21 protein-coding genes and 1 tRNA gene are annotated in these 25,558 nt (G+C 64.2%); 10 read left to right on the top strand and 12 right to left on the bottom strand.

Annotated features, from left to right (window positions below):
* Positions 1-35 precede the first annotated feature (35 nt).
* On the bottom strand, positions 36-1,022 hold the full coding sequence (locus WCL10_RS08305; protein ID WP_336895157.1) for an MBL fold metallo-hydrolase: 987 nt from the start codon (positions 1,020-1,022) through the stop codon (positions 36-38).
* A 96-nt stretch (positions 1,023-1,118) separates the two neighbouring features.
* Here WCL10_RS08305 and ychF point away from each other — a divergent pair, with 96 nt between their 5' ends.
* Entirely contained in the window at positions 1,119-2,219 is a 1,101-nt protein-coding gene (gene ychF / locus WCL10_RS08300; RefSeq protein WP_336895156.1) for a redox-regulated ATPase YchF, read from the top strand.
* 10 nt (positions 2,220-2,229) lie between these two features.
* Positions 2,230-2,688 (top strand): MaoC family dehydratase, encoded by a 459-nt coding sequence (locus tag WCL10_RS08295; protein ID WP_336895155.1) that lies wholly within the window; start codon positions 2,230-2,232, stop codon positions 2,686-2,688.
* A 32-nt stretch (positions 2,689-2,720) separates the two neighbouring features.
* Here WCL10_RS08295 and WCL10_RS08290 read toward each other — a convergent pair whose 3' ends face one another.
* Positions 2,721-3,095 (bottom strand): hypothetical protein, encoded by a 375-nt coding sequence (locus WCL10_RS08290; protein WP_336895154.1) that lies wholly within the window; start codon positions 3,093-3,095, stop codon positions 2,721-2,723.
* 74 nt (positions 3,096-3,169) lie between these two features.
* Positions 3,170-4,966, bottom strand: coding sequence for a DNA mismatch repair endonuclease MutL (gene mutL, locus WCL10_RS08285; RefSeq protein ID WP_336895153.1), 1,797 nt, complete (start codon positions 4,964-4,966; stop codon positions 3,170-3,172).
* Between the two features lie 191 nt (positions 4,967-5,157).
* On the opposite strand from mutL, the gene WCL10_RS08280 reads away from it, so the two are divergent.
* From WCL10_RS08280 to WCL10_RS08250, 7 genes are all read left to right on the top strand, one after another.
* Entirely contained in the window at positions 5,158-6,204 is a 1,047-nt protein-coding gene (locus WCL10_RS08280) for a rod shape-determining protein (protein ID WP_336895152.1), read from the top strand.
* A gap of 58 nt (positions 6,205-6,262) precedes the next feature.
* Positions 6,263-7,183 (top strand): rod shape-determining protein MreC, encoded by a 921-nt coding sequence (mreC, locus tag WCL10_RS08275; RefSeq protein ID WP_336895151.1) that lies wholly within the window; start codon positions 6,263-6,265, stop codon positions 7,181-7,183.
* Positions 7,183-7,734 (top strand): rod shape-determining protein MreD, encoded by a 552-nt coding sequence (locus tag WCL10_RS08270; protein ID WP_336895150.1) that lies wholly within the window; start codon positions 7,183-7,185, stop codon positions 7,732-7,734. Before mreC ends, WCL10_RS08270 begins: the two co-directional genes overlap by 1 nt.
* 56 nt (positions 7,735-7,790) lie before the next feature.
* Positions 7,791-9,869, top strand: coding sequence for a penicillin-binding protein 2 (gene mrdA / locus WCL10_RS08265; RefSeq protein WP_336895149.1), 2,079 nt, complete (start codon positions 7,791-7,793; stop codon positions 9,867-9,869).
* Positions 9,870-9,871: 2 nt separating this feature from the next.
* The gene (gene rodA, locus WCL10_RS08260) at positions 9,872-10,987 is read left to right on the top strand and encodes a rod shape-determining protein RodA (protein ID WP_336895148.1); all 1,116 of its coding nucleotides are present in this window, start codon (positions 9,872-9,874) and stop codon (positions 10,985-10,987) included.
* 78 nt (positions 10,988-11,065) lie between these two features.
* Positions 11,066-11,141, top strand: a tRNA-Lys gene (locus WCL10_RS08255).
* Positions 11,142-11,482: 341 nt separating this feature from the next.
* Positions 11,483-12,859 (top strand): IS1182 family transposase, encoded by a 1,377-nt coding sequence (locus tag WCL10_RS08250; RefSeq protein ID WP_336895147.1) that lies wholly within the window; start codon positions 11,483-11,485, stop codon positions 12,857-12,859.
* Positions 12,860-13,191: 332 nt separating this feature from the next.
* On the opposite strand, the gene WCL10_RS08245 is transcribed toward WCL10_RS08250, so the two are convergent.
* The 8 genes from WCL10_RS08245 to WCL10_RS08210 all read right to left on the bottom strand — a co-directional run bounded on the left by WCL10_RS08245 (position 13,192) and on the right by WCL10_RS08210 (position 22,838).
* Positions 13,192-14,363 (bottom strand): IS3 family transposase gene (locus WCL10_RS08245; protein WP_336895146.1). Its coding sequence is split into 2 segments (ribosomal slippage): positions 13,192-14,099 and positions 14,099-14,363, totalling 1,173 coding nucleotides; the frame shifts between segments, so codons are not numbered across the junction.
* A 367-nt stretch (positions 14,364-14,730) separates the two neighbouring features.
* Positions 14,731-16,323, bottom strand: coding sequence for a sulfotransferase (locus WCL10_RS08240; RefSeq protein ID WP_336895145.1), 1,593 nt, complete (start codon positions 16,321-16,323; stop codon positions 14,731-14,733).
* On the bottom strand, positions 16,310-16,846 hold the full coding sequence (locus WCL10_RS08235) for a hypothetical protein (RefSeq protein WP_336895144.1): 537 nt from the start codon (positions 16,844-16,846) through the stop codon (positions 16,310-16,312). Before WCL10_RS08235 ends, WCL10_RS08240 begins: the two co-directional genes overlap by 14 nt.
* Positions 16,839-19,601, bottom strand: coding sequence for a 2Fe-2S iron-sulfur cluster-binding protein (locus WCL10_RS08230; protein WP_336895143.1), 2,763 nt, complete (start codon positions 19,599-19,601; stop codon positions 16,839-16,841). Before WCL10_RS08230 ends, WCL10_RS08235 begins: the two co-directional genes overlap by 8 nt.
* Entirely contained in the window at positions 19,598-19,858 is a 261-nt protein-coding gene (locus WCL10_RS08225) for a sarcosine oxidase subunit delta (protein WP_336895142.1), read from the bottom strand. Before WCL10_RS08225 ends, WCL10_RS08230 begins: the two co-directional genes overlap by 4 nt.
* Before the next feature lies 1 nt (position 19,859).
* Positions 19,860-21,143 (bottom strand): sarcosine oxidase subunit beta family protein, encoded by a 1,284-nt coding sequence (locus WCL10_RS08220; RefSeq protein ID WP_336895141.1) that lies wholly within the window; start codon positions 21,141-21,143, stop codon positions 19,860-19,862.
* Positions 21,140-22,147 carry an agmatine deiminase family protein gene (locus tag WCL10_RS08215; protein ID WP_336895140.1) on the bottom strand — a complete coding sequence of 336 codons (1,008 nt, stop codon included), beginning with the start codon at positions 22,145-22,147 and terminating at the stop codon, positions 21,140-21,142. Before WCL10_RS08215 ends, WCL10_RS08220 begins: the two co-directional genes overlap by 4 nt.
* Complete coding sequence (locus WCL10_RS08210; protein ID WP_336895139.1) at positions 22,134-22,838, bottom strand: GntR family transcriptional regulator; 705 nt, start codon at positions 22,836-22,838, stop codon at positions 22,134-22,136. Before WCL10_RS08210 ends, WCL10_RS08215 begins: the two co-directional genes overlap by 14 nt.
* A 197-nt stretch (positions 22,839-23,035) precedes the next feature.
* Between WCL10_RS08210 and WCL10_RS08205 the strand changes: the two genes are divergently transcribed.
* Positions 23,036-24,280 carry a M20 family metallo-hydrolase gene (locus tag WCL10_RS08205; protein WP_336895138.1) on the top strand — a complete coding sequence of 415 codons (1,245 nt, stop codon included), beginning with the start codon at positions 23,036-23,038 and terminating at the stop codon, positions 24,278-24,280.
* 24 nt (positions 24,281-24,304) lie between these two features.
* On the opposite strand, the gene WCL10_RS08200 is transcribed toward WCL10_RS08205, so the two are convergent.
* Positions 24,305-25,492, bottom strand: a complete 1,188-nt coding sequence (locus WCL10_RS08200; protein WP_336895137.1) for a hypothetical protein — start codon at positions 25,490-25,492, stop codon at positions 24,305-24,307.
* Between the last annotated feature and the right edge of the window lie 66 nt (positions 25,493-25,558).

Genomic DNA, 25,558 nt, shown 5'->3' with positions numbered 1-25,558 from the left:
CTAGGGCCTAACCCTTGAAGTTTCGGTGAAGAACCCTAGCCCACCCAGCCCGCGATACGGCCTGCTGCAATGCCCTGCCCCAGCGTGAAGCTGGAGCCGACGGCTGCAACGACGGCGGTGCGCCGATCAAGCCCGAGCAATTCGCGCAGGCGCACCGTTGCCTCGATCCCGGTGCAATGCGCGGCAAGCAGGAAGGAAAGGCCCTTCAGCCGCGCGGCGGTTTCGACCAGTACCCTGTCGGGGCTGGCGAAGAGGTGAATGCCGCCGATCACCGCGAGCAGCCGGGAATCGCCCGTGATCGCCCCCGCTGCATCGGCGATGTTCATAATCCCGGCGTGGCCGCAGCCCGCGACGATCACCGCACCGCCTGCGGTTGCGATCACGAGCGAGGTATCGTCATGGACAGGATCGGCGATGAGTTTGCCGTCGACCTTGACGCGGATGCCATCGCCGTAATTGGTTTCATTGTGGATGCGCGCGACGGGCCCTGTCAGCCATGCGCCCGGCGCAATCTCGGCGGGCCCGGAAAGCTCGGTAATCTTGCCGCCGGTCGCGCGATAGGCCGCAGCGACCGTGTTGAAATCATAGTCCGTTTCAGGCGCACCGGTGCGCGTGAAGCGCGGCTCGAAAATCCCGGCGCCGACGTAGACTTGCGAGAGCGCGGCGGGATTTTTCGCCATCATCGCCTTGCGCAAGGTGATCAGTCCGCCGGTGTGGTCGCCGTGAAAATGCGAGATGACCACATCCTCGACATTCGAGAGGTCGATCTTCAGCGCTTCTGCATTGCGCAGCACGATATCGGGATTGGCGCCGGTGTCGAACAGGATGCGCTTCCCATCGACCTCGACCAGCGCGGCATAGCCCCATTCGCCAAGGCCATCGAGGTCCGACAGCATGGTCGAGAGCGTCGTCACCTTGACCGCCTTTGCCTGATGCACTCCGCCGTCGGCAGCCTGCACCGCGCTGCCCCCCAGCGCCGCCAGTATGATCAATAGCCACGCTATCCAATGCTTCATCGTCATCCGCCCCCTTGACCTTGTCGTCAGGGGATACCATCGGGCCCGCTAGAACATCGGACAAGGCTTTTTGCGTCCGATCTGACGAACAAGGATCAGGTCATGGGTTTTCGCTGCGGGATTGTCGGGCTGCCGAACGTGGGCAAGTCGACGCTGTTCAACGCGCTGACCGAGACGCAGGCGGCGCAGGCGGCCAACTATCCCTTCTGCACGATCGAGCCGAATATCGGCAACGTCGGCGTGCCCGATCCGCGCCTTGACGAACTCGCCCGTATCGCGAGCAGCCAGAAGATCATCCCGACGCAGCTGGGCTTCGTCGATATCGCGGGCCTCGTGCGCGGGGCTTCGAAGGGAGAAGGGCTCGGCAACCAGTTCCTGGGCAATATCCGCGAGGTGGACGCGATCGTCCATGTGCTGCGCTGCTTCGAGAACGTCGATATCCAGCATGTCGACAACAAGATCGATCCGATCTCTGATGCCGAGACGGTCGAGACCGAGTTGATGCTCTCTGACCTTGAGAGCCTCGAGAAACGAGTGCCTGCCGCGCAGAAGAAGGCGGCGCAAGGCGACAAGGAAGCGAAGATCACCGCCTCGGTGCTCGGCCAGGCGCTGGAACTGCTGCGCGAGGGCAAGCCCGCGCGGCTGACGGTGCCCAAGGACGAGGAAGAGGCTCGCGTGCTGGCGCAGGCGCAGCTGCTTACGGCCAAACCCGTACTCTATGTCTGCAATGTCGAGGAAGAGAGCGCCGCCACCGGCAATGCCTTTTCCGCCCGCGTGTTCGAGAAGGCCAAAGTCGAGGGCGCCAATGCCGTGGTCGTCTCCGCGGCGATCGAGGCCGATATCGTGACCATGCCGGTGGAGGACCGGGGCGAATTCCTCAGCGCGCTGGGGCTGGAGGAAGCGGGCCTCGCAAAGATCATCCGCGCCGGATACGATCTCCTTCACCTCCTGACCTTCTTCACCGTCGGTCCCAAGGAAGCGCGCGCCTGGACAGTCCATGCCGGAGCCAAGGCGCCCGAGGCAGCGGGCGAGATCCATTCCGACATGCAGCGCGGCTTCATCCGTGCCGAAACCATCGCCTACGACGATTTCGTCACGCTCGGCGGCGAAGCGGCGGCGCGCGATGCGGGCAAGCTCAGGCAGGAAGGCAAGGAATACGTTGTGCGCGACGGCGACGTGATGCACTTCAAGTTCAACGTCTAGGGGGGCGGCGATGCAGCATTATGAAGATCTCGTCGTTGGAGCCGTCACCAAGTACGGCCATTATGACGTGACCCGCGAAGAAGTGCTCGAGTTCGCCCGAAAGTACGATCCGCAGGCCTTCCACCTCGATGACGACGCTGCTGCCGCGACGCACTTTGGCCGCCTCTCGGCCAGCGGCTGGCACACCGCGGCGATGACCATGTCGATGACCGTGGCGAACCTGCTGAACAACAAGCAGGCCGGGCTCGGCTCGCCCGGCGTGGACGAGCTGCGCTGGATAAAGCCCGTCTACCCCGGCGATACGCTCCGCTGCGAGAACACGCTGCTCGAGAAGCGCCGCAGCAAGACGCGGCCGGAGATGGGCATCATCCGCGGCGAAACCCGCGTCTACAATCAGCACGACGAACTTGTGATGAGCTTGAAGGCGCTGGGCATGATCGCGACGCGCGATCCGGCGGGGACGGACTGAGCGCAGGCTTCAGGCCGTCATATCGGCTTGCTCTACAACGGCTTACACTGAACCTGGCCCTTTGCGAAGAACTGGATCCTGCCCTGCGGATCGAGGATCGTAAGGCTCGTCCCCATGGTCTGGATCACGCCGCTCTCGATGGGCTTGGCGCCGGGCAGCGGGGCGATGATCAGGATATGGTCGGGGCCCAGATAGCGGGTGCGCGCGGTCTCGGGGAGGATCTGGCTCTTCTTGTCGGCAGGGATGCGCACGATCTTGCCCTTGAGCTTGATGATCGCTTCCTTTTCCTGGGCCAATGCGATCGCGGACATGCCGCCATCCACGGCGACGAAGTTGCAGCCCGCGCCGTAGAGTTCGTTTTCCTTGATCGCGAAATAGTCGATCGGCTCAGGCTGGATGGTGCTCAACGGCGGCGGCGGCGGCGGCGCGCCCGGGCCGCAAGCGGCCAGGAGAAGCACCAATCCCGAAACACTACGCCGCATCATTTCCTCCCGAACAGCTTCTCGATATCACCGTGAGCCAGCTTGATCCACGTCGGGCGACCATGATTGCACTGGCCCGAGCGCGGCGTCACCTCCATTTCGCGCAGCAGGGCGTTCATTTCCGCGACCGAAAGCACCCGCCCTGCCCGCACCGAGCCATGGCAGGCCATTGTGGCCAGCACGAGATCCCGGCGTTCGGCCAAAAGCAGCGCAGCGCCGTTTTTCGCAAGATCATCAGCCACATCGCGCACCAGCGCCTGCACATCGCCGCCCCGCAGCACCGCCGGCACGCTGCGCACCAACATGGCAGCGGGGCCGAAGCGCTCGAGCGAGAGGCCATAAGTGGCAAGCTCCGCGGCGGCTTCCTCCAGCCGGTCGCAGGCCGGCTCGTCGAGTTCGACCACTTCGGGCAGCAGCAGGGCCTGCGACGGCGCGGCTCCCTCCCCCGCCCCGGCCGCGCGCAGGCGTTCCAGCACCAGCCGTTCATGGGCGGCGTGCTGGTCGACAAGGACGAGCCCGTCCTCAGCCTCGGCGACGATATAGGTCGCCGCAACCTGCCCGCGCGCGACCCCGAGGGGATGGCTGGCAGCGGGCACCGGCTCGGCCGCCGGTTCGGCGCGCGCGGCGGGCGGCGCCATGACGGCAGCCTCATACCCGCGCCAGACCTGCCCGGCTTCGGAGACGCGGGACGGCTGGCCTTGCCAGAACAGGCTCGATTGCGGCGCAGCGGCAGGCGCCTGCGGCTCAGAAGCCCAAGCGCGCATCGCGGCGGCATCGGGCGCCTGCGCCGAGCGGCGATCGCCGGTCATCAGGGCTTGCCTGAGACCCGAGACGATCATGCCTCGCACCAGAGCGGGATCGCGGAAGCGCACTTCGGTCTTGGCCGGATGGACGTTGACATCCACTTCCTCGGGCGGAACCTCGAGGAACAGCGCGAGCACCGCGTGCCGGTCGCGTGCCAGCATGTCGGCATAAGCGCCGCGCACCGCACCGATCAGGAGCCTGTCCTTCACCGGGCGGCCATTGACAAAGAGGTACTGGTGATCGGCCACGCCGCGATTGTACGTCGGCAGCCCCGCCACACCCATAAGCCCATAGGTGCCGCGTACGAGATCGACTGCGACCGCGTTGTCGGCCAGTTCACGCGCGACGATCTGCGCGGTGCGCGCCGCCAGTGTATCGCCCGGCTGCACCGAGAGCGCTCGGCGGCCGTCGTGCTCCAGCGTGAAGCCGATGTCCGGCCGGGCCAGCGCGAGGCGGCGCACGACATCGAGGCTGGCGGCCCATTCGGCGCGTGCACTTCGCAGGAACTTGCGGCGGGCCGGGACCTTGCCGAACAGGTCCTCGACCCGCACCCGCGTTCCCGGCGGCAGCGCGGCGGGGCCATCGGAGACAAGCGCACCGTGGTCGACCACCCGAGCCCATGCCTCGCCCTGCGTCCCGGCGCGGCTTTCGATCGTCACGCGTGCGACCGAGGCGATCGAGGGCAGCGCCTCGCCCCGGAAGCCGAGCGTGGCGACCTGTTCGATCGCCTCGTCCGGCAGCTTGGAGGTGGCGTGCCGCTCCAACGCCAGCGCGATCTCGTCGGCGCGCATGCCGCAGCCGTCGTCGGTCACCTCGATAAGGGCAAGGCCGCCCTCGGCGAGACGCACTGAAATCTGCTCTGCGCCTGCGTCGATCGCGTTCTCGACGAGCTCTTTGAGCGCGCTCGCCGGGCGCTCGACCACCTCGCCCGCAGCGATGCGGTTGACGAGGTTTTCCGGCAGACGACGTATGGTTCGGACGGGATGCGACATGAGCAAAGCCACGCTAGCGACGGTTGCGTTTTTTTTCGAGACAGACGGCATGACTTATCCCGCATGGCGGCGCACAAAATATTGGGTTTTGCCCGCTGCGCCTGCTAATGCGCCGACTTCGCCCGACTTTCTCCGACCCCATGGGCAGCCCGTCACAGCGGGCCAAACCGCAGATTCATACGGATTTCCTGATGGCCTCGATGCTTTCCCGATTCTTCAAGTTCGGTTCCCAGAACATCGCAATCGATCTCGGCACCGCCAATACGCTGGTCTACGTTCAGGACCGCGGCATCGTGCTCAACGAACCCTCGGTCGTGGCGATCGAGACGATCAACGGCATCAAGCGCGTCAAGGCCGTGGGCGACGATGCCAAGATGATGATGGGCAAAACGCCCGACAACATCGAGGCGATCCGCCCGCTTCGCGACGGTGTCATCGCCGACATCGAAGTCGCCGAGGCGATGATCAAGCACTTCATCCAGAAAGTGAACGGTTCCAAGAGCTTGCTGCGCTATCCCGAGATCGTGATCTGTGTGCCCTCGGGCTCCACCTCGGTCGAGCGCCGCGCCATCCGCGACGCGGCAAGCAACGCGGGTGCAAGCCAGGTGTTCCTGATTCTCGAGCCGATGGCCGCCGCGATCGGCGCCGACATGCCCGTGACCGAGCCGGTCGGCTCGATGGTCGTCGATATCGGCGGCGGCACCACCGAGGTCGCGGTGCTTTCGCTGCGCGGTCTGGCCTATACCACCTCGGTGCGCGTGGGCGGGGACAAGATGGACGAGGCGATCGTTTCCTACGTCCGCCGCCATCACAACCTGCTGATCGGCGAATCGACCGCCGAGCGGATCAAGAAGGATTTTGGCATCGCCATCGTGCCGACTGACGGCGTGGGCGAGACGATCCACATCAAGGGCCGCGATCTGGTGAACGGCGTGCCCAAGGAAATCACCATCACGCAGGCCAATGTCGCCGAAGCGCTGTCCGAACCGATCGGCGCGATTGTCGAGGGCGTGCGCATTGCGCTGGAGAACACTGCGCCAGAACTCGCGGCGGATATCGTCGACCAGGGCATCGTGCTGACGGGTGGTGGCGCCCTGATCCGCGGTCTCGACGAGCATCTGCGCGACGAGACCGGCCTGCCGGTGAGCGTGGCCGAAGACCCGCTCTCGTGCGTGGCGCTGGGCACGGGCCGCGCGATGGAGGATCCGATCTACCGCGGCGTGCTGATGACGGCGTAATGCCGCAGCGGTTTCCTCGCCATAGGTCAAAGAAGCGGTTCGCATAAGGAAGGGTGGCATGGCGCGGTTGCAGGACCGGCGCCCGGGCTTTTCACGCAGGGCGCAATACGGGATCTTCACCGGCTACGTCATCGCCGTGGCAGGCCTTGTCGCGGGCGCGGCGCTGCTGGTGGTCAGCCTCGTCAATCCCGGCGCCTTCGCATCGCTGCGCGGCATGGCCGGCGAAATAGCCCGGCCGGCAGGCGAGGCGAGCGCCGAAAGCCGCGCGACCGGCCAGAGCCTGTTTTCGGCGGTCGGCGCCTACTTCCAGGCAGGGCAGCAGAACGCCGCGCTGCGCCGCGAAGTGGCGGCCGCACGCGCGAATGCCCTTACCCTGCAGGCGCTGCAGAACGAGAACCGCCGACTCAAGGCGCTGCTGGGCATTGTCGATCCCGAAGTGCATCCCGTTACCGCCGCACGGCTGATCGGCTCGACCGCAGCGAGTACGCGGCGCTATGCCGTGCTTTCGGCCGGCTCCGCGCAAGGGGTGCGGCCCGGCCAGCCGGTGCGTTCGGCGGCCGGCCTCATTGGCCGGGTGATCGAGACCGGCCCCGGAACCGCGCGCGTCTTGTTGGTGACGGACCCGGAAAACGTCGTGCCGGTGCGCCGCGCGCGCGATGGGCTGCCCGCCTTTGTCGAGGGCAAATCCGACGGGCGCATTGCAATCCGCCTCATCAACATGGGGGTCAATCCGCTCAAGGCCGGAGACGTCTTCGTCACCTCGGGTTCGGGTGGGCTCTATCCGCCGGGTATTCCGGTCGCGGTCGTAACCGAGGTGCTGCACGATGGCGGCATTGGCCATCTCGCCAGCGATCCCGCCGATGCCGATTTCGTCATGGTGCTGCCGGTGTTCCAGCCTGCCGCGGTCGCCGCACTCGGCGCCAGCCAGCAGGCGGCCGGCCCCGCACCTGATGCCAGCGCGGATGGGGGGGGCAACTGATGCCGCTTCCGCGCATTCCCCTACCCGAGGACTTTGTTCCCCAGCGCATCAACCGCGCGCCCTCGCCGCTGCTGGCCGCAGGGCTGCCGTGGGTCTCGGTCATGCTCGCCTCGCTCGCCGCGTTCTCGCCGGTAGTGGCCTCGGCGCCAGTCTTTCCGCCGCTAGCCTTCATGATCTTCCTCGTCTGGCGCATGCTGCGCCCCAGCCTGTTGCCGATCTGGGCCGGTCTGCCATTGGGCGCGTTCGACGATCTCTACAGCGGCCAGCCGTTCGGCGCGGGGATCGTGCTGTGGTCAGCGGCGATGCTGGCGATGGACGCAATCGACAACCGCGTGTTGTGGCGCAGCTTCCTGCAGGACTGGGCTGTCGCCGGCTTGCTCCTCGCCGCCTATCTCGCGCTCGGAGCAGGGATCGCCGGGCTCGCCGCCGGATACCCCTTGCCGCTGGTGATCTGCCCGCAGCTGCTCGTCACACTCGCGCTCTATCCTATCGTGACGCGGCTCGTTGCGCTGCTCGACCGGATCCGCCTCCTCCCCCTGCGTGCGGTCTGACGCGCGTGCGCCTGCCCTGGTCAAAGCCGACAAAGCCGCTTCCGGTCACGGGGGCAATGCTCGCCCACAGCTTCGAGCGCCGCACTTTCGTGCTCGGCCTCGCGCAGGCCGGCGTCGGCATGCTGCTGGCGGGGCGGCTGACCTGGCTTGCGGTCGCGGAAAACGCCAAGTACCGCGCGGCCTCCGAAAGCAACCGGGTCAACCTGACGCTGATTCCACCCCGGCGCGGCTGGGTGATCGATCGCACCGGCGCGGCGCTGGCCGCCAACCGCGCCGATTTCCGCGTCGACCTCGTGCCGGACCGGGTCGTCGATGCCGATGCGACGCTAAAGGTGCTCGCGGACCTGCTCGGCCTTGCTGCCGACCGGGTGAGCGACATCAAGGACAAGCTCGAGAAGGCGCGCGGGTTCCAGCCTGTCGAAGTCGCCTCGAACCTCGATTGGGACAAGTTCGCCGCGGTCAGCGTGCGCCTGCCCGAACTGCCCGGCGTGATCCCGCAGCGCGGCTTCTCGCGCTACTATCCCACCGGGGCGGCAGTCGGCCACCTCGTCGGCTATGTCGGCCCGGCTTCGGCGGAGGATTACGAGAAAGAGCGCAATCCGCTGCTCATCACCCCCGGCTTCAAGATCGGCAAGGACGGGCTTGAAAAGCATTTCGAGGAACGCCTGCGCGGCGTGCCCGGCGCGCGGCGCGTGGAAGCGACCGCCGGCGGGCGGGTGGTGCGCGATCTGGGCACGCGCGAGGATGTGCCGGGCAAGCCCATTCAGCTCACCATCGATGCTGCCTTGCAGGACTATGCCGCGCGCCGAGTAGGGCTTGAATCGGGGTCCGTGGTGGTGATGGACTGCCAGACCGGCGACGTGCTCGCCATGGTCTCGATGCCCAGCTTCGATCCCAACAGCTTTGCCGACGGCATCGGCCGCATAGAATGGAAGATGCTGGCGGAAGACGACCACGTGCCCCTTCGCAACAAGGTGCTGCGCGGGCTCTATCCGCCGGGCTCGACGGTCAAGCCCATGGTCGCGCTCTCGTTCCTCGAAGCCGGGCTCGATCCCGAAGCGAGCGTCGGCTGCGCGGGCGGCCTGCGCGTCGGCAACCGCGTGTTCCACTGCTGGAACCACCGCGGCCACGGCACGACCAACATGATGAAGGGCATCTACCAGTCCTGCGACGTCTACTTCTACCACTTCGCGCAGCAGATCGGGATGGACAAGATCGCGGCGATGGCCAAGCGGCTGGGGCTCGGTCAGGAGTTTCCCATGCCCTATCCCGGGCAGTCCTACGGCACGGTGCCCGATCCTGCATGGAAGCAGCGCAAGTACGGCAAGGAATGGGCGATCTATGATACGGTGAACGCCACGATCGGCCAGGGCTACATGCTGATCAATCCGCTGCAGCAAGCCGTGATGGCCTCGCGCCTCGCTTCCGGGCTCCAGCTCACCCCGCGCCTGCTGATGAACCGCAATGCGCCCGCCGCGCCCTCGCTCGGTGTGCGGCAGGACCACCTCGACCTGATCCACGCGGCGATGAACGAGGTGGTCAATGGGCGCGGCACGGCGGGAAAGGCGCGCTTGCCTGTGCCCAACGTGCAGATGGCCGGCAAGACCGGCACCGCGCAGGTCGTCGGGCTCAATGTGGGCAACGGCAAGGGCGGCCTGTGGAAACACCGCGACCATGGCCACTTCATCTGCTTCGCCCCCTTTGACAAGCCCCGCTATGCCTGCGCCGTGGTGGTCGAGCATGGTGGCGGATCGGGCGCTGCCTACCCCATCGCGCGCGATGTCATGACCTTCCTGTTCGACCGCGCCAAGGCCATGGAAGTGCTCGAAGGCTACGAAAAGGAATGGGGTGGCAACGTCGAGCAGCGCATGGCCGCGCGCTATAATGCCTATGCCGCCAAATTCGGCGCGAGCGCGCCCGAGGCGCCCGACGATACCCAGGCGGCCGAAGAGGTGGCGGCGGACAATACCCCTGTCACCGAACCCATCGCCGCACAGACCGACGCTGCCCCTCCCGCGCCCGAACCAGAAGCAACACCGGAGGCTGCGCCCTCGCCTGCCGCCGGCGCTGCGCCCGCCCCGGCGCCTTCCCCGGCCGCTGCGCCGGCCGTGCCGACACCGCCGGCGGGAACCTAGGCATGCAGCGCGCCTACATCCCCGGCTTCATCACGCGCCAGCCATGGGGGGTGATCCTGCCACTCATGGCACTCGTCACCTTCGGCGGCGCTGTCCTCTATTCAGCAGCGGGCGGCCATTTCCAGCCATGGGCCTTCATGCATGTCGCGCGCTTCTTCGTATTCCTTGGCATGGCCATGCTGATCGGGCGCATCCCGTCGACCTGGTTCAAGACTGCGGCGCTTCCCTCCTACGCGATCCTGTGCGTGCTCCTCGTGCTGGTCGAACTGATCGGCCGGGTCAGCGGCGGCAGCCAGCGCTGGCTCAATCTCGGCTTTATGCAGCTCCAGCCATCCGAGCTGATGAAGCCGTGCATCGTGCTGGTACTCGCCTGGTTCTACAGCGTTCTCCCACCGTCCGAGATCAAGACCTGGCGCGCGATCGTGCCGGCGGCGGTACTGCTCGGCCTTCCGGCGGGGCTGGTCATGCTCCAGCCCGATTTGGGCACCGGTCTTGCCATCAGCTTCGGCGCGGTCGTTATCATGTTCCTCGCCGGGCTCCCCTTGCGCCTGTTCATCGGCGGCGTTGCGGCGGTCTCGGTCGCCGCGCCGCTCGCTTTCTTCACCGTGCTGCACGACTACCAGAGGAAGCGCGTGCTCGTGTTCCTCGATCCCGAGAGCGATCCGCTTGGCTCGGGCTATCACATCACCCAGTCCAAGATCGCGATCGGTTCGGGCGGCCTGTTCGGCAAGGGCTTCGGCCAAGGCTCGCAGAGCCACCTCGACTACCTGCCCGAGGCGCACACCGATTTCGTGTTCGCGACGATGGCGGAGGAATGGGGCATGCTCGGCGGGCTCTTCGTGCTCCTCGTCTTCGCGGTGGTGCTGCGCTGGGGCCTGAACGTCGCCCTGCGTGCGCCTGACCGCTTCTCGCGCCTGCTTTCCGCAGGGATGGTGACGACGATCTTCTTCTATGTCTGCATCAACCTGATGATGGTCATGGGCCTTGCGCCGGTCGTTGGCATTCCTTTGCCCTTCGTCAGCCACGGCGGCTCTTCGATGATGACCAACATGCTGTGCATCGGCACGCTGATGGCAGTCGACCGCTGGTCACGCCCGCAGCAGGACGGCTTGCGCTGAAAAGACAAAAATGGGGCTTGGCAGACCGCCAAAAATCGCTAATGGGGCCACTCCCGGTCGCCGGAGACGGTACGGTGTGGACGCATAGCTCAGTTGGTAGAGCAGCTGACTCTTAATCAGCGGGTCCTAGGTTCGAGCCCTAGTGCGTCCACCAAAATATCCTTTTTGTTCAATGACCTAGAGCTCAGTGAGCAAGGCATCATCGGCCATGGTTTTCGTCTAGGTAGCTTTCTAGGTAGCTCAGCGCAGAGCTCATAATTCAGATCTGTCGGCCGGACGTGTATGGGAATCGCATTGGGTTGATGGTCCGATATCGGCTCGAGCCTAAGGTCGGCTGGCTCGCTGCCAAGTTACCAATCCCAAGACCAGCTATTTGTTCATCGTTGCCAACGGGTAATGGCGAATGACCGATGTTGGGCGATTGTGTTGAAAAACTCGGCCTTGCAGTAACTGCGCAGTCCTGATTCACTGGATCTGTCGTTGGGAGACAGGCTGATGATGGGCAATCGGACGGTCATGCAGGAGGCGCTGTTTTACAGCTTCAGCCTGGAGGACCATGTGCCGCAAAACCACTTGTTGCGGGCAGTTGACCGATTTGTGGACTTGAACGGCATCCGGGAGAACCTCCGACCATTTTACAGCGGGACGGGCCGCCCTTCAATCGATCCCGAGCTCATGATCCGGATGCTGCTCATTGGCTATTGCCTGGGCATCCGGTCAGAGCGGCGCCTCTGCGAGGAAGTGCACCTTAACCTGGCCTATCGCTGGTTCTGTCGCCTCGGTCTTGACGGAGCGGTGCCGGATCATTCGACCTTCTCCAAGAACCGCCACGGCCGCTTCCGGGATAGTGACCTGCTGCGGGACCTGTTCGAGATGACCGTCACTCGCTGTATCGAGGAGGGATTGGTCGGTGGCGAGGGCTTTGCCGTCGACGCCAGTCTGATCAAAGCCGACGCGAACCGCCAGCGAGGTGTGCCCGGCGAGGAAGGCTTGCCCCCGGACATCGTCAACCATGCTGCCCGGGAGTACCTGGAGGTACTTGATGCAGCAGCGTTCGGCGCAGCATCGCCCGTCACGCCCAAATCTCTGTCGCCTGCCGATCCTGCAGCGCGCTGGACAAGCGCACATGGCGGGCAAGCCTTCTTCGCTTACAGCACCAATTATCTCATCGATTTGGCAAACGCCGTGATTGTTGATGTCGAAGCCACCACGGCCATCCGCCCAGCTGAGGTGACAGCGCAGCGAATTATGATCGACAGGACGCAGGAGCGCTTTGGCATCTGGCCGCAGCGTCTGGCCGCCGATACCGGCTATGGCGATGCCGCCAATATTGCCTGGCTCGTCCATGAGCGAGGTATCGAACCGCACATTCCCATCTTCGATCACGTGGGTCGCCGGACTGGAAGTTTCCAACGCACCGAGTTCCGCTACGACCATCACAATGATCTCTACGTATGTCCTGGCGGCAAAAACCTCGTCCAGCACCGCAGGGACTATGCGATCCCACGGCCCGGCGTCGATAAGGACGGCTTCATCCGTTACCGCGCCAGTAAACATGACTGCGACGCCTGCGTCCTCAAGCCGCAATGTTGCCCCGGTCAGCCCAGCCGCAAAGTGGCCCGATCTCTCCACGAAGGCGCACGTGACTTGGCAAGGGATCTGTCCAGAACCGACGCCTATGTCACATCCCGCCGCGAGCGAAAAAAGGTAGAGATGCTGTTCGCGCACCTCAAGCGCATCCTGAGGCTGGACCGCCTGCGCCTGCGAGGTCCAAACGGCGCAAGAGACGAATTCCTCCTAGCCGCCACCGCTCAAAACCTCCGCAAGATGGCTAAGCTGATCCCGATGCCCGCCGCCCCAGCACCCGCATAACCGGGGACGAGCCCTCCAGACCGTGCCTAAGCTGGCACTAGCCTCGATCTCAGCGGCGAGTTTTTCAACACAATCGGGCCTTTGCAGACGTTGGCTGTCGTAGGGTGCGCGCTCCAAAGGCGACGTTCGATTCGGCAGATGTCGTAAAAAAAGCGGTCGTTGAGGCCCGAAGACGGTAGCGCCGGTAACTGCCCCCCGTTATGATTATCAAGTCGCTCTGAGTGACTCATCGCGAGACCTTTGTCGTTCCTCCGCTCCGGAACGAGATGCGCATGTTTTGGGCAAAGCAGCTGGTAGCTGACCGGCCCCCGCTGAGTGGTCCGTGTTGATTGTTAGTGCATTGTCACCTCCATCGCCAGTGTCGCCCGGAGGTGGAGCGAAGCGGAACCGGAGGGCGGCACTGGCGATGGGACGGCCTCCGGGGCCGGTGGGCGGTAGCCCAGGCTGCTGTGCGGGCGGACCGTATTGTAATGACGCCGCCACGCTTCGATCAGCACCCGGGCCTCGGCGAGGCTATAGAAGATTTCGCCATTGAGGAGTTCGTCGCGCAGCGACCCGTTGAAGCTCTCGTTATAGCCGTTCTCCCATGGCGACCCCGGCGCAATATAGAGGGTCGTGACGCCGATCTGAGCGAGCCATTTCTGGACCGCCGTCGCGATAAATTCGCTGCCATTGTCAGACCTGATATTCGCCGGCGGACCGCGCGCGATGAACAGATCGGCAAGAGCTGCCAGCACATCCTCGTGTTTGAGCTGACGCGCGACGATCAACGCTAGGCATTCCCGGCTGGCCTCGTCGATGATCGTCAGGATGCGGAACTTGCGACCATCATGGGTGCGACCTTCTACAAAGTCGTAGGCCCAGACATGGCCCGGATACTCCGGACGCAGCCGGATACATGACCCATCGTTCAGCCAGAGCCGACCGCGCTTGGGCTGCTTTTGCGGTACTTTCAGACCCTCACGCCGCCAGATGCGCTCCATGCGCTTGCGGTTCACCGCCCATCCCGCCGAACGCAGCAGTGCCGTCACCCGGCGATAGCCATAGCGACCATATTGCTTGGCCAAGGCGATGATGTCCTCGGTCAACGCCTGTTCGTCGTCCGCCCCACGCGGCACCTTGCGCTGCGTCGATCGATGTTGTCCGAGCACGCGGCATATCCGCCGCTCGGACACCGGCAGCACCTGCCGTACATGATCGATACACCGACGCCGTCGCGCGGGGCTCAGAAGTTTCCCCGTGCTGCCTCCTGCAGGATCAGCTTGTCGAGCGTCAGATCCGAGACCGCGCGCCTGAGCCGGAGGTTCTCCTTCTCCAGATCCTTCATCCGCCGCGCCTGGTCGGTCTTCAGTCCTCCATACTCCTTGCGCCACCGGTAATAGGTCTGCTCGCTGACAGCGATCCGGCGACACGCCTCAGCGGTCGAGGCACCCTGCGCCAGCACGATCTCCGCCTCACGCAGCTTGCCGATGATCTCTTCCGGCCTGTGCTTCTTGAACGGCATTCCCAGTCTCCTTCATGATCCAAAATAACAGATATTTTGGACCACTCAGAAGGGGGCAGATCAGCCTCAACAATTTGTTTATACGGTCGTAAACGTCCGACGAGGCCCATCATGTGGCAAGCCGCCGTTCCGCTTCCGCTCCAAAGCGGTCGTGCTGCTTTCCACCCGTTCGAGCCTTTCCGCTGCCCGATGTCGCCAGCGATTACGTGAAACCGGACGTGGCAATCTGAGGAAAAGCCGACAGGCCATTTTCGAACCCCCAGTGACACAAAGCACCGGGGGCTTCAATTAACGCAAGCGAAGGGTGGGACGGCAGCGCTTGCACCAATAAACCGGTGCTGCGCTGTTGCGCGGAGATTTCGCAAGGTCATTCGAACGTATCTTTTGTCGAACCATATAACAGACCGTTAAAAAAAGGTGTTAAAAATAACTGATAATTTTGCCATAACTCAACTGAACGGTCATGGATCGGCTCGCGCACTTGGGCAGCGCTGTGGGTCGATGAGGCAGCAGCGTTTTCGTGAGGGCGCAAGCAGGCTGCATCCCAATCGAGCGCGCAATGCGCGATCAGACGGCGCGTCTCGGCCTCGGGTTGGGTCACCAGCCGCTCGTAACGCACGACGGCTAGGCGATCGCCCAACACCCGCTCCCAATGGTCCGACAATGCCTCGAATGCCGCGACATAGCAGCCAAGTTCGTGCAGATCGTAAGAGAAGGGGTACCCTTGATTGAACAATGTTTTGAACATCGCGTACCCTGCAGCGCTGGGTTCACGTCGCAGCAGGACGAGATGGGCTTCCGGTAGGGTAGCGGCGATCAGGCCGGCGTATAGATAGTTGAGCGGCAGCTTGTCGACGAACGCCGTCGCGCGTCCCGCCAGCGGCCGGGTTCGATCGCGATAGAATGCTGCGATTGAGGCAAGATCGGCTTTGGCAGCCGCCGCGACAAAGCCCATCGTTGCCGCATCGGCGGTCTGGCGCAACCGTTCGACGGCGACGGGAAAATCGTTCAGTTCGCCAAGCGAGACGACCTGCGAATGGCTCGAGATGATACGCTCGACCAACGTCGTTCCCGATCGCGGCAATCCCATCACGAACACCGGCCTCGCGCCGCAGGGAGGGGCCGGCATCATTCGTCGTTCAAGCCATTGCGCGTCAAACGTTGCGATGATCTGGCCGATCCTGTCGATGTCGCGGCTGACGACATAATCGAATTGCCCACGCCGCAGTTTCGCGCCGCGGCTGAGTTCGGCAAAGCTTTCTTCCCACGCGCCCAAATCCTCCAATTCCTTGGCAAGCGCGTAGCGAAGCTGCACTTCGGCGGTCACATCGCGTAGCGGCTCGGCGAGACGTCGACGCAGGTCGGGCACATGATTGCGTGCGAGCGTCTGGCGGCGAAGCTGGGACCGCAGGCCGATTGCCTCCCAATCGCCGGGGCGCAGCACAATAACCCGATCGAGCAACGCTTCGGCTTCCTCAAGATCGCCGAGAAAGCGCCGGAGCACCGCTAAATTGAACAGGTAGCGCGGATCACCATCCAAGGCGGCCCCGGCATCCAGCATCACATCGAGCGCACAGGCATGTTCGTCAACCAGGATCAGGATATTGCCGAGCTCATGCTGCAACAAGGGGTAAGGCGCGCAGGACGGCCGGACGTCAAACAAGACATGTCGCGCTTCGGCGATCTGACCTAAAGCATGCAACACCCGGGCCTGGTGCAGGCGCAGCGCGGGATTGCCCGGGGCGATTGCCAGCCCGGCGTCGATTGCATCCAGCGCCTGTGCCGCGCGGCCGGATGTCAGCAGAAAGGTGCTGGCGGTCAACCAGCCGGGTGCAAAATCAGGATGGCGGGTGGTGAGTTCGGCTGTCGCCGCAGCGGCCGCCTTGCCGTCGCGCGCGGCTATCGCAATGCGGGCGCGACGATCGAGCGCGATTGCGGCGAGGGTTTCACCGTCCGCCACGGCGCCCTCCGCGATCAGATCGGAAATGAACCGCTTCCTCGAGCCAGACATGAAAGTCGCGCGAAAGGCTGCGGGCAACGCCGATCCCGAACCCGGCTTCCTCGCCCCTCAGCCGCCACACCAACAGATCGTACGGCCCTGCCGCGGTGATCGCGCAGGCAGTGCTGCCAAAGGCATCGGGTGCAAGGTCGATCGCGACCAGCGATGCCAGCACCTCGGGGGCTGCGGCACCACGTAAAGCGTAATATTGCCATACCGATTCGATCGCGCTCACCAGTGCCCGGTCGCCACACGCCTCCTGCAAAGCGCTGCGTTCGGGCAGCGTCGTTCCCAAGATGAACCAGCGGCTGGGCGCCACCCCCATAACGGTCACGACATCATGCGAGATCAATGCACAAGGCGGCGGCAGTCTGAACTCGAGCACCTTACGCAAATCCAGCGCTCGCTCCTTGGGACGGGCAGTAATCGCATAGCCTTGCAAGGCCAGGGGTTCGATCCGGACCCTATTTGCAGGATCAACCACGCGCGCGCTCGCCGGCGGGATCGTAGAATATCGGATCGACGACCACGACGGCTACTTTCTCGCCTTGCAAACCGTTCCACGCGACGAGTTCCTCGCCGTGACGCTCGGGTCCATGCTCCAGCAGCCCGATACCGATCCAGTCGGCCACGGCGGGCGAATAAGCAATCGAACTGACCCATCCCTGCGGGCGGCCAACATCGTCCGCGACAACGAGCTGCGCGCCCGCCGTCATCGGCACATCGGGGCGGAGCGAGCGCAACCCTACCAGCCGCGGCCGTGCCGACTCGTTCAGGGCCGGGCGCTCCGCCATTCGCCGGCCGATGAAATCCTTTTTCTTGGACAGCATCTTGCCGAGCCCGAGGTCGAAAGCGGTGTTGCGCCCGTCGATCTCGGCACCGGTTACATGGCCCTTTTCAAGCCGAAGGATGTTGAGCGCCTCAAGTCCATAGGGTGTCCCGCCGAGCGCCTCGAGCTCGGCCGCGAGGCGATTGCCCTGCTGCCCCGGCACCGCGAGTTCGAACGCCATCTCGCCGCTGAACGACAGGCGGAACAGGCGCGCCTCGGTCCCGCCCAGGACGGTGAGATTACGCGCCGACATGTGCGGGAAGACATCGCCGGCGGTCGACGACGGATCATCGACGATCTGTTGCAGAAGTGCGCGGGACTGCGGCCCGGCAATTGCGACCTGCGCCCATTGTTCAGTCACCGGTACGATCACCACATCAAGCTCGGGCCATAATATCTGGCGGCAATATTCAAGATTGCGCCCGACCGACTCGGCCATGGCGGAGCTGGTCGTCATCACATAATGATGCTCGGCAAGGCGCGCGGTGGTGCCGTCGTCATACGCGATGCCGTCCTCACGCAGCATGATGCCATAACGCGCCTTGCCCACCGCCAAGCTGCTGAACATATTGGCATAGACGCGATCCAGCAGCGTCCCGGCATCGGGCCCGAAAAGCTCATATTTGCCGAGTGTCGACACGTCGCAAAACCCGACGCCCTCGCGCACCGCCCGTGCCTCACGAACTGCGGATTCGAGCCAGCCAGTCTCGCTACCACGTGGAAAATAACTGGCGCGGCGCCATAGCCCGGTATTGGTGAACGCGGCACCGCGCTGTTCAGCCCATTGGTCGGTCGGGGTCCGGCGCAACGGCCTGAACGCAGCCTCGCGGTGATGCCCTGCCAGCGCGCCGATCGCGACGGGCACTGCCGGCCAGCGCGCCTGGGTTGGCTGAAGCGTGCCCTGCGACCGGCCGGCTCGCTTCGACAGCAGGGCAAGCCCGTTGGCGCTGGAGGTACGCCCCTGATCGGTCGCCATGCCCAGCGTAGTGTAACGCTTCAGATGTTCGGGGTGCGAAAACCCCTCGTTTGCCGCGGCGCGGATGTCGGCCGCGGTGACGTCGTTCTGGAAATCGACGAACGCCTTGGCATCGATCGTATCGATCGGCCAGTCCGGCGCCGCCCCGTCACTTTGCGCCGCGCCCCCGACCGCGACCATGGCCGTGCCGCCCGGTCCGGCGCGATAGAGGCTTCGTTCGGGCAGCGATCGCCCCGCCATGATCAACAGGTCGCAATCGAGCCGCCGGCTGGTTCCGTCGGCGCCGCGCACCGTCACTGATTTGAGCTGTTCGCCGCCGCGCGTATCGGCAATGCAGCCGCGAACCACCATGACGCCGTCCGCGCCCACGGGTGGGTCCGCCGCGTCGCGCGCATCGACGATGCAGGCAAGATCGATACCGCCGCGTTTCAGCGCTTCGACGGTCAGCGCGATATCCGGCTGGTCGGTGTAGATCGCCGCGCGAGTGCCGGGCCGCACCGCGAAGCGATCGATGTAGGTACGTACTGCCCCTGCCAGCATGATCCCGGGCCGATCATTGTTGCGAAAGACGAGCGGCTGCTCGCGGGCGCCCGTCGCCAGGATCGCGCGCCCGGCAACGATGCGCAACAGCCGTTGCCGGGGCGATGGCCCTTGCCCGTCGGAGACGATCTTTTCGACCGCCGAGTATATGCCGCCGTCATGCGCGCCGAGAACATGCGTGCGTGTCAGGATCGTTAATGAACCAGCATCGACCAGCGCGACAGCGCGGTGCTGCAGATCGGCGAGTTCGGCGGCACGATCCGGATGGCTCAACCACGATCCACCCGTCTCGAAATCGCGCTCGCACGCCAGCACCCGTGCCCCCGCCGCGACGGCGTCAATCGCGGCGGCAAGGCCGGCAGGGCCGCAGCCGATGATCAGGGCATCGCAGTGCAGCGTCGCCTTTTCGTACACATCCGGATCGGGCGCGGTGGCTGCGCGCCCCAGGCCAGCAGCGCGCCGGATCACCGGCTCGTACAGTCGCTCCCAGAAGGACGAGGGCCACATGAAGGTCTTGTAATAAAAGCCCGCCCCCAGGATCGGCGCGGCCAGTCCATTAAAGGCCAGCAAATCGTGGCGCAGCGAACCGAGTCGGTTCTGGCTGGAAGCGATCAGCCCGTCGGCCAGTTCGCATTCAGGCATCTTGATATTGGGTTCGCGCCGCGCACCGATGCCGATTTCGGCCAGCCCGTTGGGCTCGCTATCGTCCGCCGTCAGGAAACCGCGCGGTCGATGATATTTGAATGATCGGCCGACCAGCCGCACACCATTTGCGAGCAGGGCGGACGCTAGCGTGTCGCCCTGGAACCCTTGATAGTGACGGCCGTCGAACCGGAAACGCAGCGGCACTGTTCGGTCGATCCGGCCTCCGTTAGGCAATCGGAAAGCGTTCATCGCGCCGTGCCTTCCGCTGGCGATACGGAATGGATCGCGTGGGTGACGGTATCGCGCTCGATCTTCAGCCAGGTTCGGCAGCCAACGCCATGGAACCAGTATTCGGTATGCGCACCGGCGGGATTGTCGCGCAGGTAGACATAGTCGACCCAGGTCTCGATCGGCGCATCGGCGTCCGGCCGGCGCCGGGTCGCATCGCCGTAAAGGAAGAACTCTTCCAGCATACGCGGGCCGCAGATCGGGCAGTCGATCCGCATCTCAATGCGCTCCCGGAAGGGGGCCGGTGGCCTCTTCATCGAGCAGACGGCCGGTCGCAAAGCGATCGAGCCGATAGGCGGCGGCGAGCGGATGCGATCCGCCGGTGGCAATCAGGTGCGCCAGGCAAACTCCTGCCGCCGGTGTCGCCTTGAAACCGCCATAGCACCAGCCGGCGTTGAGCAGCAGCCCCGGCACCGGCGTTTTGTCGATGATCGGCGAACCGTCCATCGACATGTCCATCCGCCCCCCCCAGGCGCGCAAGATGCGCAGGCGACCGGCCGCGGGCATCAACGCCATTGCGCATTCGGCGACGCGCTCGACGATCGGCATGCCGCCGCGTTGCGCATAGCTGTTATACCCATCGAGATCGCCGCCGAATACCAGCCCGCCCTTGTCGGACTGGCTGATGTAAAAATGCCCGGCACCGAAGCTGACCACGGTATCGAGAAATGGCTTGATCCCTTCGGTAACGAAAGCCTGCAGCACATGCGTTTCGATCGGCAGCCGCAACCCGGCCAGCGCAGCGACGCGCGAGCTGTTACCGGCACAGGACAAAGCGATGACCGGCGCATCGATGGCGCCGCGAGATGTATCGACCCCCGTTACGTCACCTGCATTTGATCGGCGGATCGCGGTGACATCGCATTCCTGGATGATGTCGACGCCGAGACGGTCGGCGGCGCGGGCATAGCCCCAGGCGACGGCATCGTGGCGCACCGTTCCGGCGCGCGGCTGCACCAGCGCGCCGAGAATAGGAAAGCGCGCCGCATCGAAATTGAGGATCGGAATCCTGCGGCGCAACTGCGCCGCATTCCACAATTCGGAATCGATGTCGCGGGCGCGCAGGGCATTGCCGCGGCGTATTGCGGCATCGCGCTGCCCGTCGTCATGAAACAAGTTCACGATCCCGCGCTGGCTGACCATTACATTGTAGTTGAGTTCGCGCTCGAGCCCTTCCCACAATTTGAGGCTATATTCATAAAACGCGATATTGGCGGGGAGCAGATAGTTGGATCGCACCACCGTCGTGTTGCGGCCGACATTGCCGCCGCCGATCCACCCGCGCTCGAGCACCGCGACGTTGTTGATGCCATGCGTCTTCGCCAGATAATAAGCGGTGGCGAGACCGTGCCCGCCGCCGCCGACAATGATCGCATCGTAGCGCTTGCGCGGTTCGGGCGCGCGCCAGGCCGGGCGCCAGCCGGTATGGCCGCGCAGCGCCTCGCGGAGCAACGCGGCAACCGAATAGCGATCCGTCGGAGCCGGTGACCGCGCCAGACTCATCGATGTGCAGGGACTTGCTGGGTCAGACAGTGGATTGCCCCGCCCTGGACGAACCCGGCACGAAACGGAATGGGCACGACCTGCCGGCCAGGCAGATGACGACCAATCAGTTCCAGCGCAGTCTTGTCGAGATCGGGATCGGCCTCGCAGACCGGGACGATCACTGCGCCGTTACAGATATAGAAATTGAGATACGGCGCTTCGGCGAAGCGAACCTCGCTGGAGAAACCCGAAATATAGGGAAAGTCGAACACTTCGATGCCAGCGCCGCGCAACAAGCCGCGCGATATTTCGAGATGCTCGTAATCCTCATGCCCCGGCTCGACCTTGAACATCAGGGCCTTGTTCGGACCGACGAAATCGAAAAACAGATCGATATGGCCGTCGGTCCCCCAGACACGGTCGAGATCGAACTGTAGACCTTGCGGCAGGACGATTACCTGACGGGCGCCAAGCGCCTCGCGCAGCCGTTGGGTCGCCTGCTCGAGTGAGAGGTGCCAATTGCGCAGCGGATGCATCAGCACCGTCTCTGTCGTCACCACCGTGCCGCTATCATCCCATGCGATGCCACCGCCCTCGAGCACGAGATCGATCTGGCGCACGGGATCGCCCAAGGCTTCGGCGACAGATTTGCCCAGTGCAGCATCGCGGTCACGGTGTGCGTGGCGTTCCGCCCAGCCATTGAAGCGGAAGCTCACCGCTGTACGCCGCCCGTCTGCAAACACGTAGGTCGGGCCGTTGTCACGCACCCACGCGCCGTCCATCGGAATGACGATCGTTTCCACCGCCTGCGACACAAGCGCGCGGGCTGCAGCCTCGTCTTCAGCGGTCGCGCAGATCAGCGTAACGGGCTCAAACGCAGCGATGGCGTTCGCCACGGCAGCGAATTCGCGCCGGCCGGCGTCGTACATCGTGCCCCAGCTTGACGGCCGGCAGGGAAAGCCGATCAGCGTGCGCTCGTGCGGCTCCCATTCCGCAGGCAGGCTGATCTCAGAGGAGGACATGCGCTTTCTCCTTGCGCTCGAAGAATTTGAGTACGAGGTCGCGGGTCAGTCCGAGGTGCTGGCGGAGTTCAGCCACGGCGCCATCAGCATCGCGTGCCAGCGCCAAATCCGCCAGCCGCTGATGCTCGTTGCTGACCTCGCGGACCGGCTCTTCCATCGGCATGGACCAGCGCCGGTACACTTCGGCGGAGTCGCGCAGCAGATCGGCGAAATGCTTCAACCGCTGGGTCGAGGCGCCGCTGAGCAGTGCCATGTGAAAGGCGTGATGAGCTCTGCTCCACTCATCGGTCACCACCGCAGCACTGGCAGGATCGACCTTTTGCGTCCGCTCGAGCCGATGAAGCGCAGCTACGATTCCCGATTCCCACTCCAGCGAACCGTTCGTGACGGCATCGCGCAGCACTAGCCCCTCGATCACGCAGCGGCTTTCAGTCAAATCGATCAGATCCTCGGCGGAGATTTGCATGACGCGAAAGCCACGCTGTTCCTCGCTGACCACCAGCCGCTCGGCCGACAAGCGCATCAGCGCCTCGCGGATCACGCCCATGCTCACGCCATAGCCGGTGCGCAACTGTGCGAATTGCAGCGCTTGCCCCGGCGCCAAATTGCCGGCGAGAATGTCGGTCCGGATCAACTGATAGACCTGACCGTTTCTGGTTTCGCTCAGGCCTGTGTCGACAGAAGCAGCCATCCAAATCTCCTATGGTTTCGATATTCTCGATATTATCGAAACGGTGTGCGCTCCGGGGAATAGGACTGTCAAGCACATCCCCTCAATCCCACTTTGGGCAGCCCGGTGCAACAATTTTCGATAGACGGGATAAATGTCGAAATTGATTGACAGGAGCAGTCGTCGTATCGATGTTGATTAGGCAGAAGGACGTGGCAATGGCGACGCAGACCAATCTTTCGATCGACCCCCGCCGGCTGTGGGACAGCATACAGGACACCGCTCGGTTCGGCGGTACACCCAAGGGCGGGGTGCGCAGGCTTGCCTGTACCGGCGAGGACAAGCTGGTGCGGGATTGGTTTCGCGCAGAATGTGAAGCGATCGGCTGCAGCGTCGCGATCGACCGATGCGGTAACATGTTCGCGACATTTCCTGGGCGCAACCCTGCTTTGCCGCCGATCGCCACTGGATCTCATCTCGATACGCAGCCGACCGGCGGCAAATATGACGGAATTTTGGGCGTGCTCGCCGGGCTCGAGGTGATCCGCACGCTTGCCGAAACCGGCTACCAGACCAATGCGCCGTTGATGGTGGTCAACTGGACCAACGAGGAAGGCTCGCGCTTTCCGCCGGCTATGCAATGTTCGGGCGTTTATGCTGGCGCTTTCGCACTCGACGATGCGCTTGCCACGCCTGATCGCGAGGGCGTCACGCTGGGGCAGGCGCTCGATCTGATCGGTTATGCAGGCGATGAGCCCATCCGCGCCGATCGCTTCCAGGCGATGTTCGAGCTTCATATCGAGCAAGGCCCGATCCTCGAAGCAGAGCAAATGACGATCGGCGCCGTCCTGGGCGTGCAGGGCATTCGCTGGCACGAGGTCACGCTGTACGGCCAGGATGCGCATACTGGCGCGACGCCGATGAATTTGCGGCGCGATGCTTTATGCGGCATGGCCGCGGTGGTGACGGCGTTGCAGGATATCGGCCGGCAGCATGCCCCCGGCGTGGCCAGCGTCGGGCTGGTCGAAAATCGCCCCAATAGCCGCAACGTCGTGCCCGGCGAGGTGTTCTTCACCGTCGACCTGCGCCACCCCGATGAGGCGATGCTCGACAAGATGGAAGCGGCATTCCTGGCGCGACTGGCGGCGGCGGCACAGGCAAACAGCCTGGAGGTGGCACAGCGGCGGATCTGGGAGTCGCCGGCTGTCGCGTTCGACCCGATCATGATCGCATGCGTCAAGGCGGGGGCGGAGAAAGCCGGGCTGGCAACGCGCGACATGATTTCCGGAGCAGGCCACGATGCCGCCTATATCGCCGCCCTGGTGCCGACGACGATGATCTTCGTGCCGTGTGAAAAAGGGATTTCCCACAACGAGAGCGAGGCCGCGACGCTGGAGGATTGCGCCGCAGGTGCACAGGTGCTGCTCAACGCGATCCTTGAATATGACACTCGGCTGAGCTGACTCTGACGCCTGACACTCAGCCCATCATGCGGTTTGTACCGTGCCTGCCGCAAAGGCGCGATGCGAGCGGTACACCCACAGGATGAGGACCATGCTGACGATCGCGGTGACCGCAGCCATGGCGTACATCAGGCTGAAATTGGCACCCACGATCAAGATGCCGCCTAGCGCCGGCCCGAGCGTGCCGCCGACCGCTTGCGCCGCGGGAAGCTGCGACGAGTAGGCTCCGTCGACATCGACCTTGGCGATCGCCTCCATTTGATAAGGAACGACGAAATTCCACGCCGAGGATTGCACCATCAGCGCAAGACCGAACGCGGTGATCGAATGGCCATGCGCCAGGAGCCACATCGAGGCCACGAACGCGGCGCTACCGACGATCAGTGGCAAGGCAACGCCCAATCGGTCCCCGATCAGGCTTGGCAACAGTGCGGCGAACCCGCTGGCGACGAGGACAATGGCGATCACTTGCCCGACCGCGATGTCCGACACACCATTTGACGCGCCAATGCGCGACAGGAATGCCCAGAATCCGGTTTGACCGATGAAATAGACCAATACGCCCAGCAATCCGATCATCGGCGCGAGCCGCAGCCTTCGGCGCGGCGCGCTCGCGAGGGGCATGTCGGCGACCGTCCCGGCCGGCGGGGTATGGAAAGCTACGACGGCGGGATAAGCAAGGAGCAACAGCGCGGCCACCGCCCAATAGAGCCCGGCCGCGCCAAACCGCGGCATTATTTCCACGGTCGTTGCATAGACCATCAGTCCGGACAGCGTGGTATGCGCGACGATCGCGGCACCATAGAGCCGCTTGGGGTCGTGCGACCGTCCAATTGCGCAAAACAGACACGTGAACAGCGCCCCGCACGCCCCACCGATGATGAAATAGGCGGCCGCGCTGACGCCGTAACCGGCGTGCATCACGAAGATCAGCGCCAGCGCCTTGACCGCAATCGCGATGCCCAGCACGAGCTTCCAGGATACGCGATTGAGCCACGCCAAGCCGCCCAAGTTGAACAGCATCTGGCCTGCCAGATAAGTCGATCCCAAATATCCGACCTGCGCTTCGCTAAGCTTGAGCCGAACCGCGCTTTCGTTGAGAAAGACCGGCAGCATGTTGTAGAACAGGTTCGCAACCGCCATCAGCACACACACGGTGATGAATTCCCGCGTGAATACGCGCTGCTGCCAGCTGCCCTGCGCGAGTGCCATCCGTCGTCCTACCTTGAACCGCCGGCCAGCATCGCTGGCCGGCTTACATCACGTCGCCGGGACGTC

The organism is Novosphingobium sp. (genome assembly GCF_037133355.1).
GTDB lineage: Bacteria > Pseudomonadota > Alphaproteobacteria > Sphingomonadales > Sphingomonadaceae > Novosphingobium.
Note: the sequence above shows the minus strand (reverse complement) of the source record. Positions and strands in the feature narration are given on the sequence as shown.

What these genes read in the sequence shown, in the direction of transcription:
- WCL10_RS08225 (WP_336895142.1), bottom strand. Translation starts at nt 19,858, where the DNA reads ATGCGGATCGACTGCCCGATCTGCGGCCCGCGTATGCTGGAAGAGTTC.
- rodA (WP_336895148.1), top strand. Translation starts at nt 9,872, where the DNA reads ATGCAGCGCGCCTACATCCCCGGCTTCATCACGCGCCAGCCATGGGGG.
- WCL10_RS08250 (WP_336895147.1), top strand. Translation starts at nt 11,483, where the DNA reads ATGATGGGCAATCGGACGGTCATGCAGGAGGCGCTGTTTTACAGCTTC.
- mrdA (WP_336895149.1), top strand. Translation starts at nt 7,791, where the DNA reads ATGCTCGCCCACAGCTTCGAGCGCCGCACTTTCGTGCTCGGCCTCGCG.
- WCL10_RS08270 (WP_336895150.1), top strand. Translation starts at nt 7,183, where the DNA reads ATGCCGCTTCCGCGCATTCCCCTACCCGAGGACTTTGTTCCCCAGCGC.
- WCL10_RS08210 (WP_336895139.1), bottom strand. Translation starts at nt 22,838, where the DNA reads ATGGCTGCTTCTGTCGACACAGGCCTGAGCGAAACCAGAAACGGTCAG.
- WCL10_RS08230 (WP_336895143.1), bottom strand. Translation starts at nt 19,601, where the DNA reads ATGAACGCTTTCCGATTGCCTAACGGAGGCCGGATCGACCGAACAGTG.
- WCL10_RS08305 (WP_336895157.1), bottom strand. Translation starts at nt 1,022, where the DNA reads ATGACGATGAAGCATTGGATAGCGTGGCTATTGATCATACTGGCGGCG.
- WCL10_RS08205 (WP_336895138.1), top strand. Translation starts at nt 23,036, where the DNA reads ATGGCGACGCAGACCAATCTTTCGATCGACCCCCGCCGGCTGTGGGAC.
- mreC (WP_336895151.1), top strand. Translation starts at nt 6,263, where the DNA reads ATGGCGCGGTTGCAGGACCGGCGCCCGGGCTTTTCACGCAGGGCGCAA.
- WCL10_RS08215 (WP_336895140.1), bottom strand. Translation starts at nt 22,147, where the DNA reads ATGTCCTCCTCTGAGATCAGCCTGCCTGCGGAATGGGAGCCGCACGAG.
- ychF (WP_336895156.1), top strand. Translation starts at nt 1,119, where the DNA reads ATGGGTTTTCGCTGCGGGATTGTCGGGCTGCCGAACGTGGGCAAGTCG.
- WCL10_RS08295 (WP_336895155.1), top strand. Translation starts at nt 2,230, where the DNA reads ATGCAGCATTATGAAGATCTCGTCGTTGGAGCCGTCACCAAGTACGGC.
- WCL10_RS08200 (WP_336895137.1), bottom strand. Translation starts at nt 25,492, where the DNA reads ATGGCACTCGCGCAGGGCAGCTGGCAGCAGCGCGTATTCACGCGGGAA.
- WCL10_RS08280 (WP_336895152.1), top strand. Translation starts at nt 5,158, where the DNA reads ATGGCCTCGATGCTTTCCCGATTCTTCAAGTTCGGTTCCCAGAACATC.
- WCL10_RS08220 (WP_336895141.1), bottom strand. Translation starts at nt 21,143, where the DNA reads ATGAGTCTGGCGCGGTCACCGGCTCCGACGGATCGCTATTCGGTTGCC.
- mutL (WP_336895153.1), bottom strand. Translation starts at nt 4,966, where the DNA reads ATGTCGCATCCCGTCCGAACCATACGTCGTCTGCCGGAAAACCTCGTC.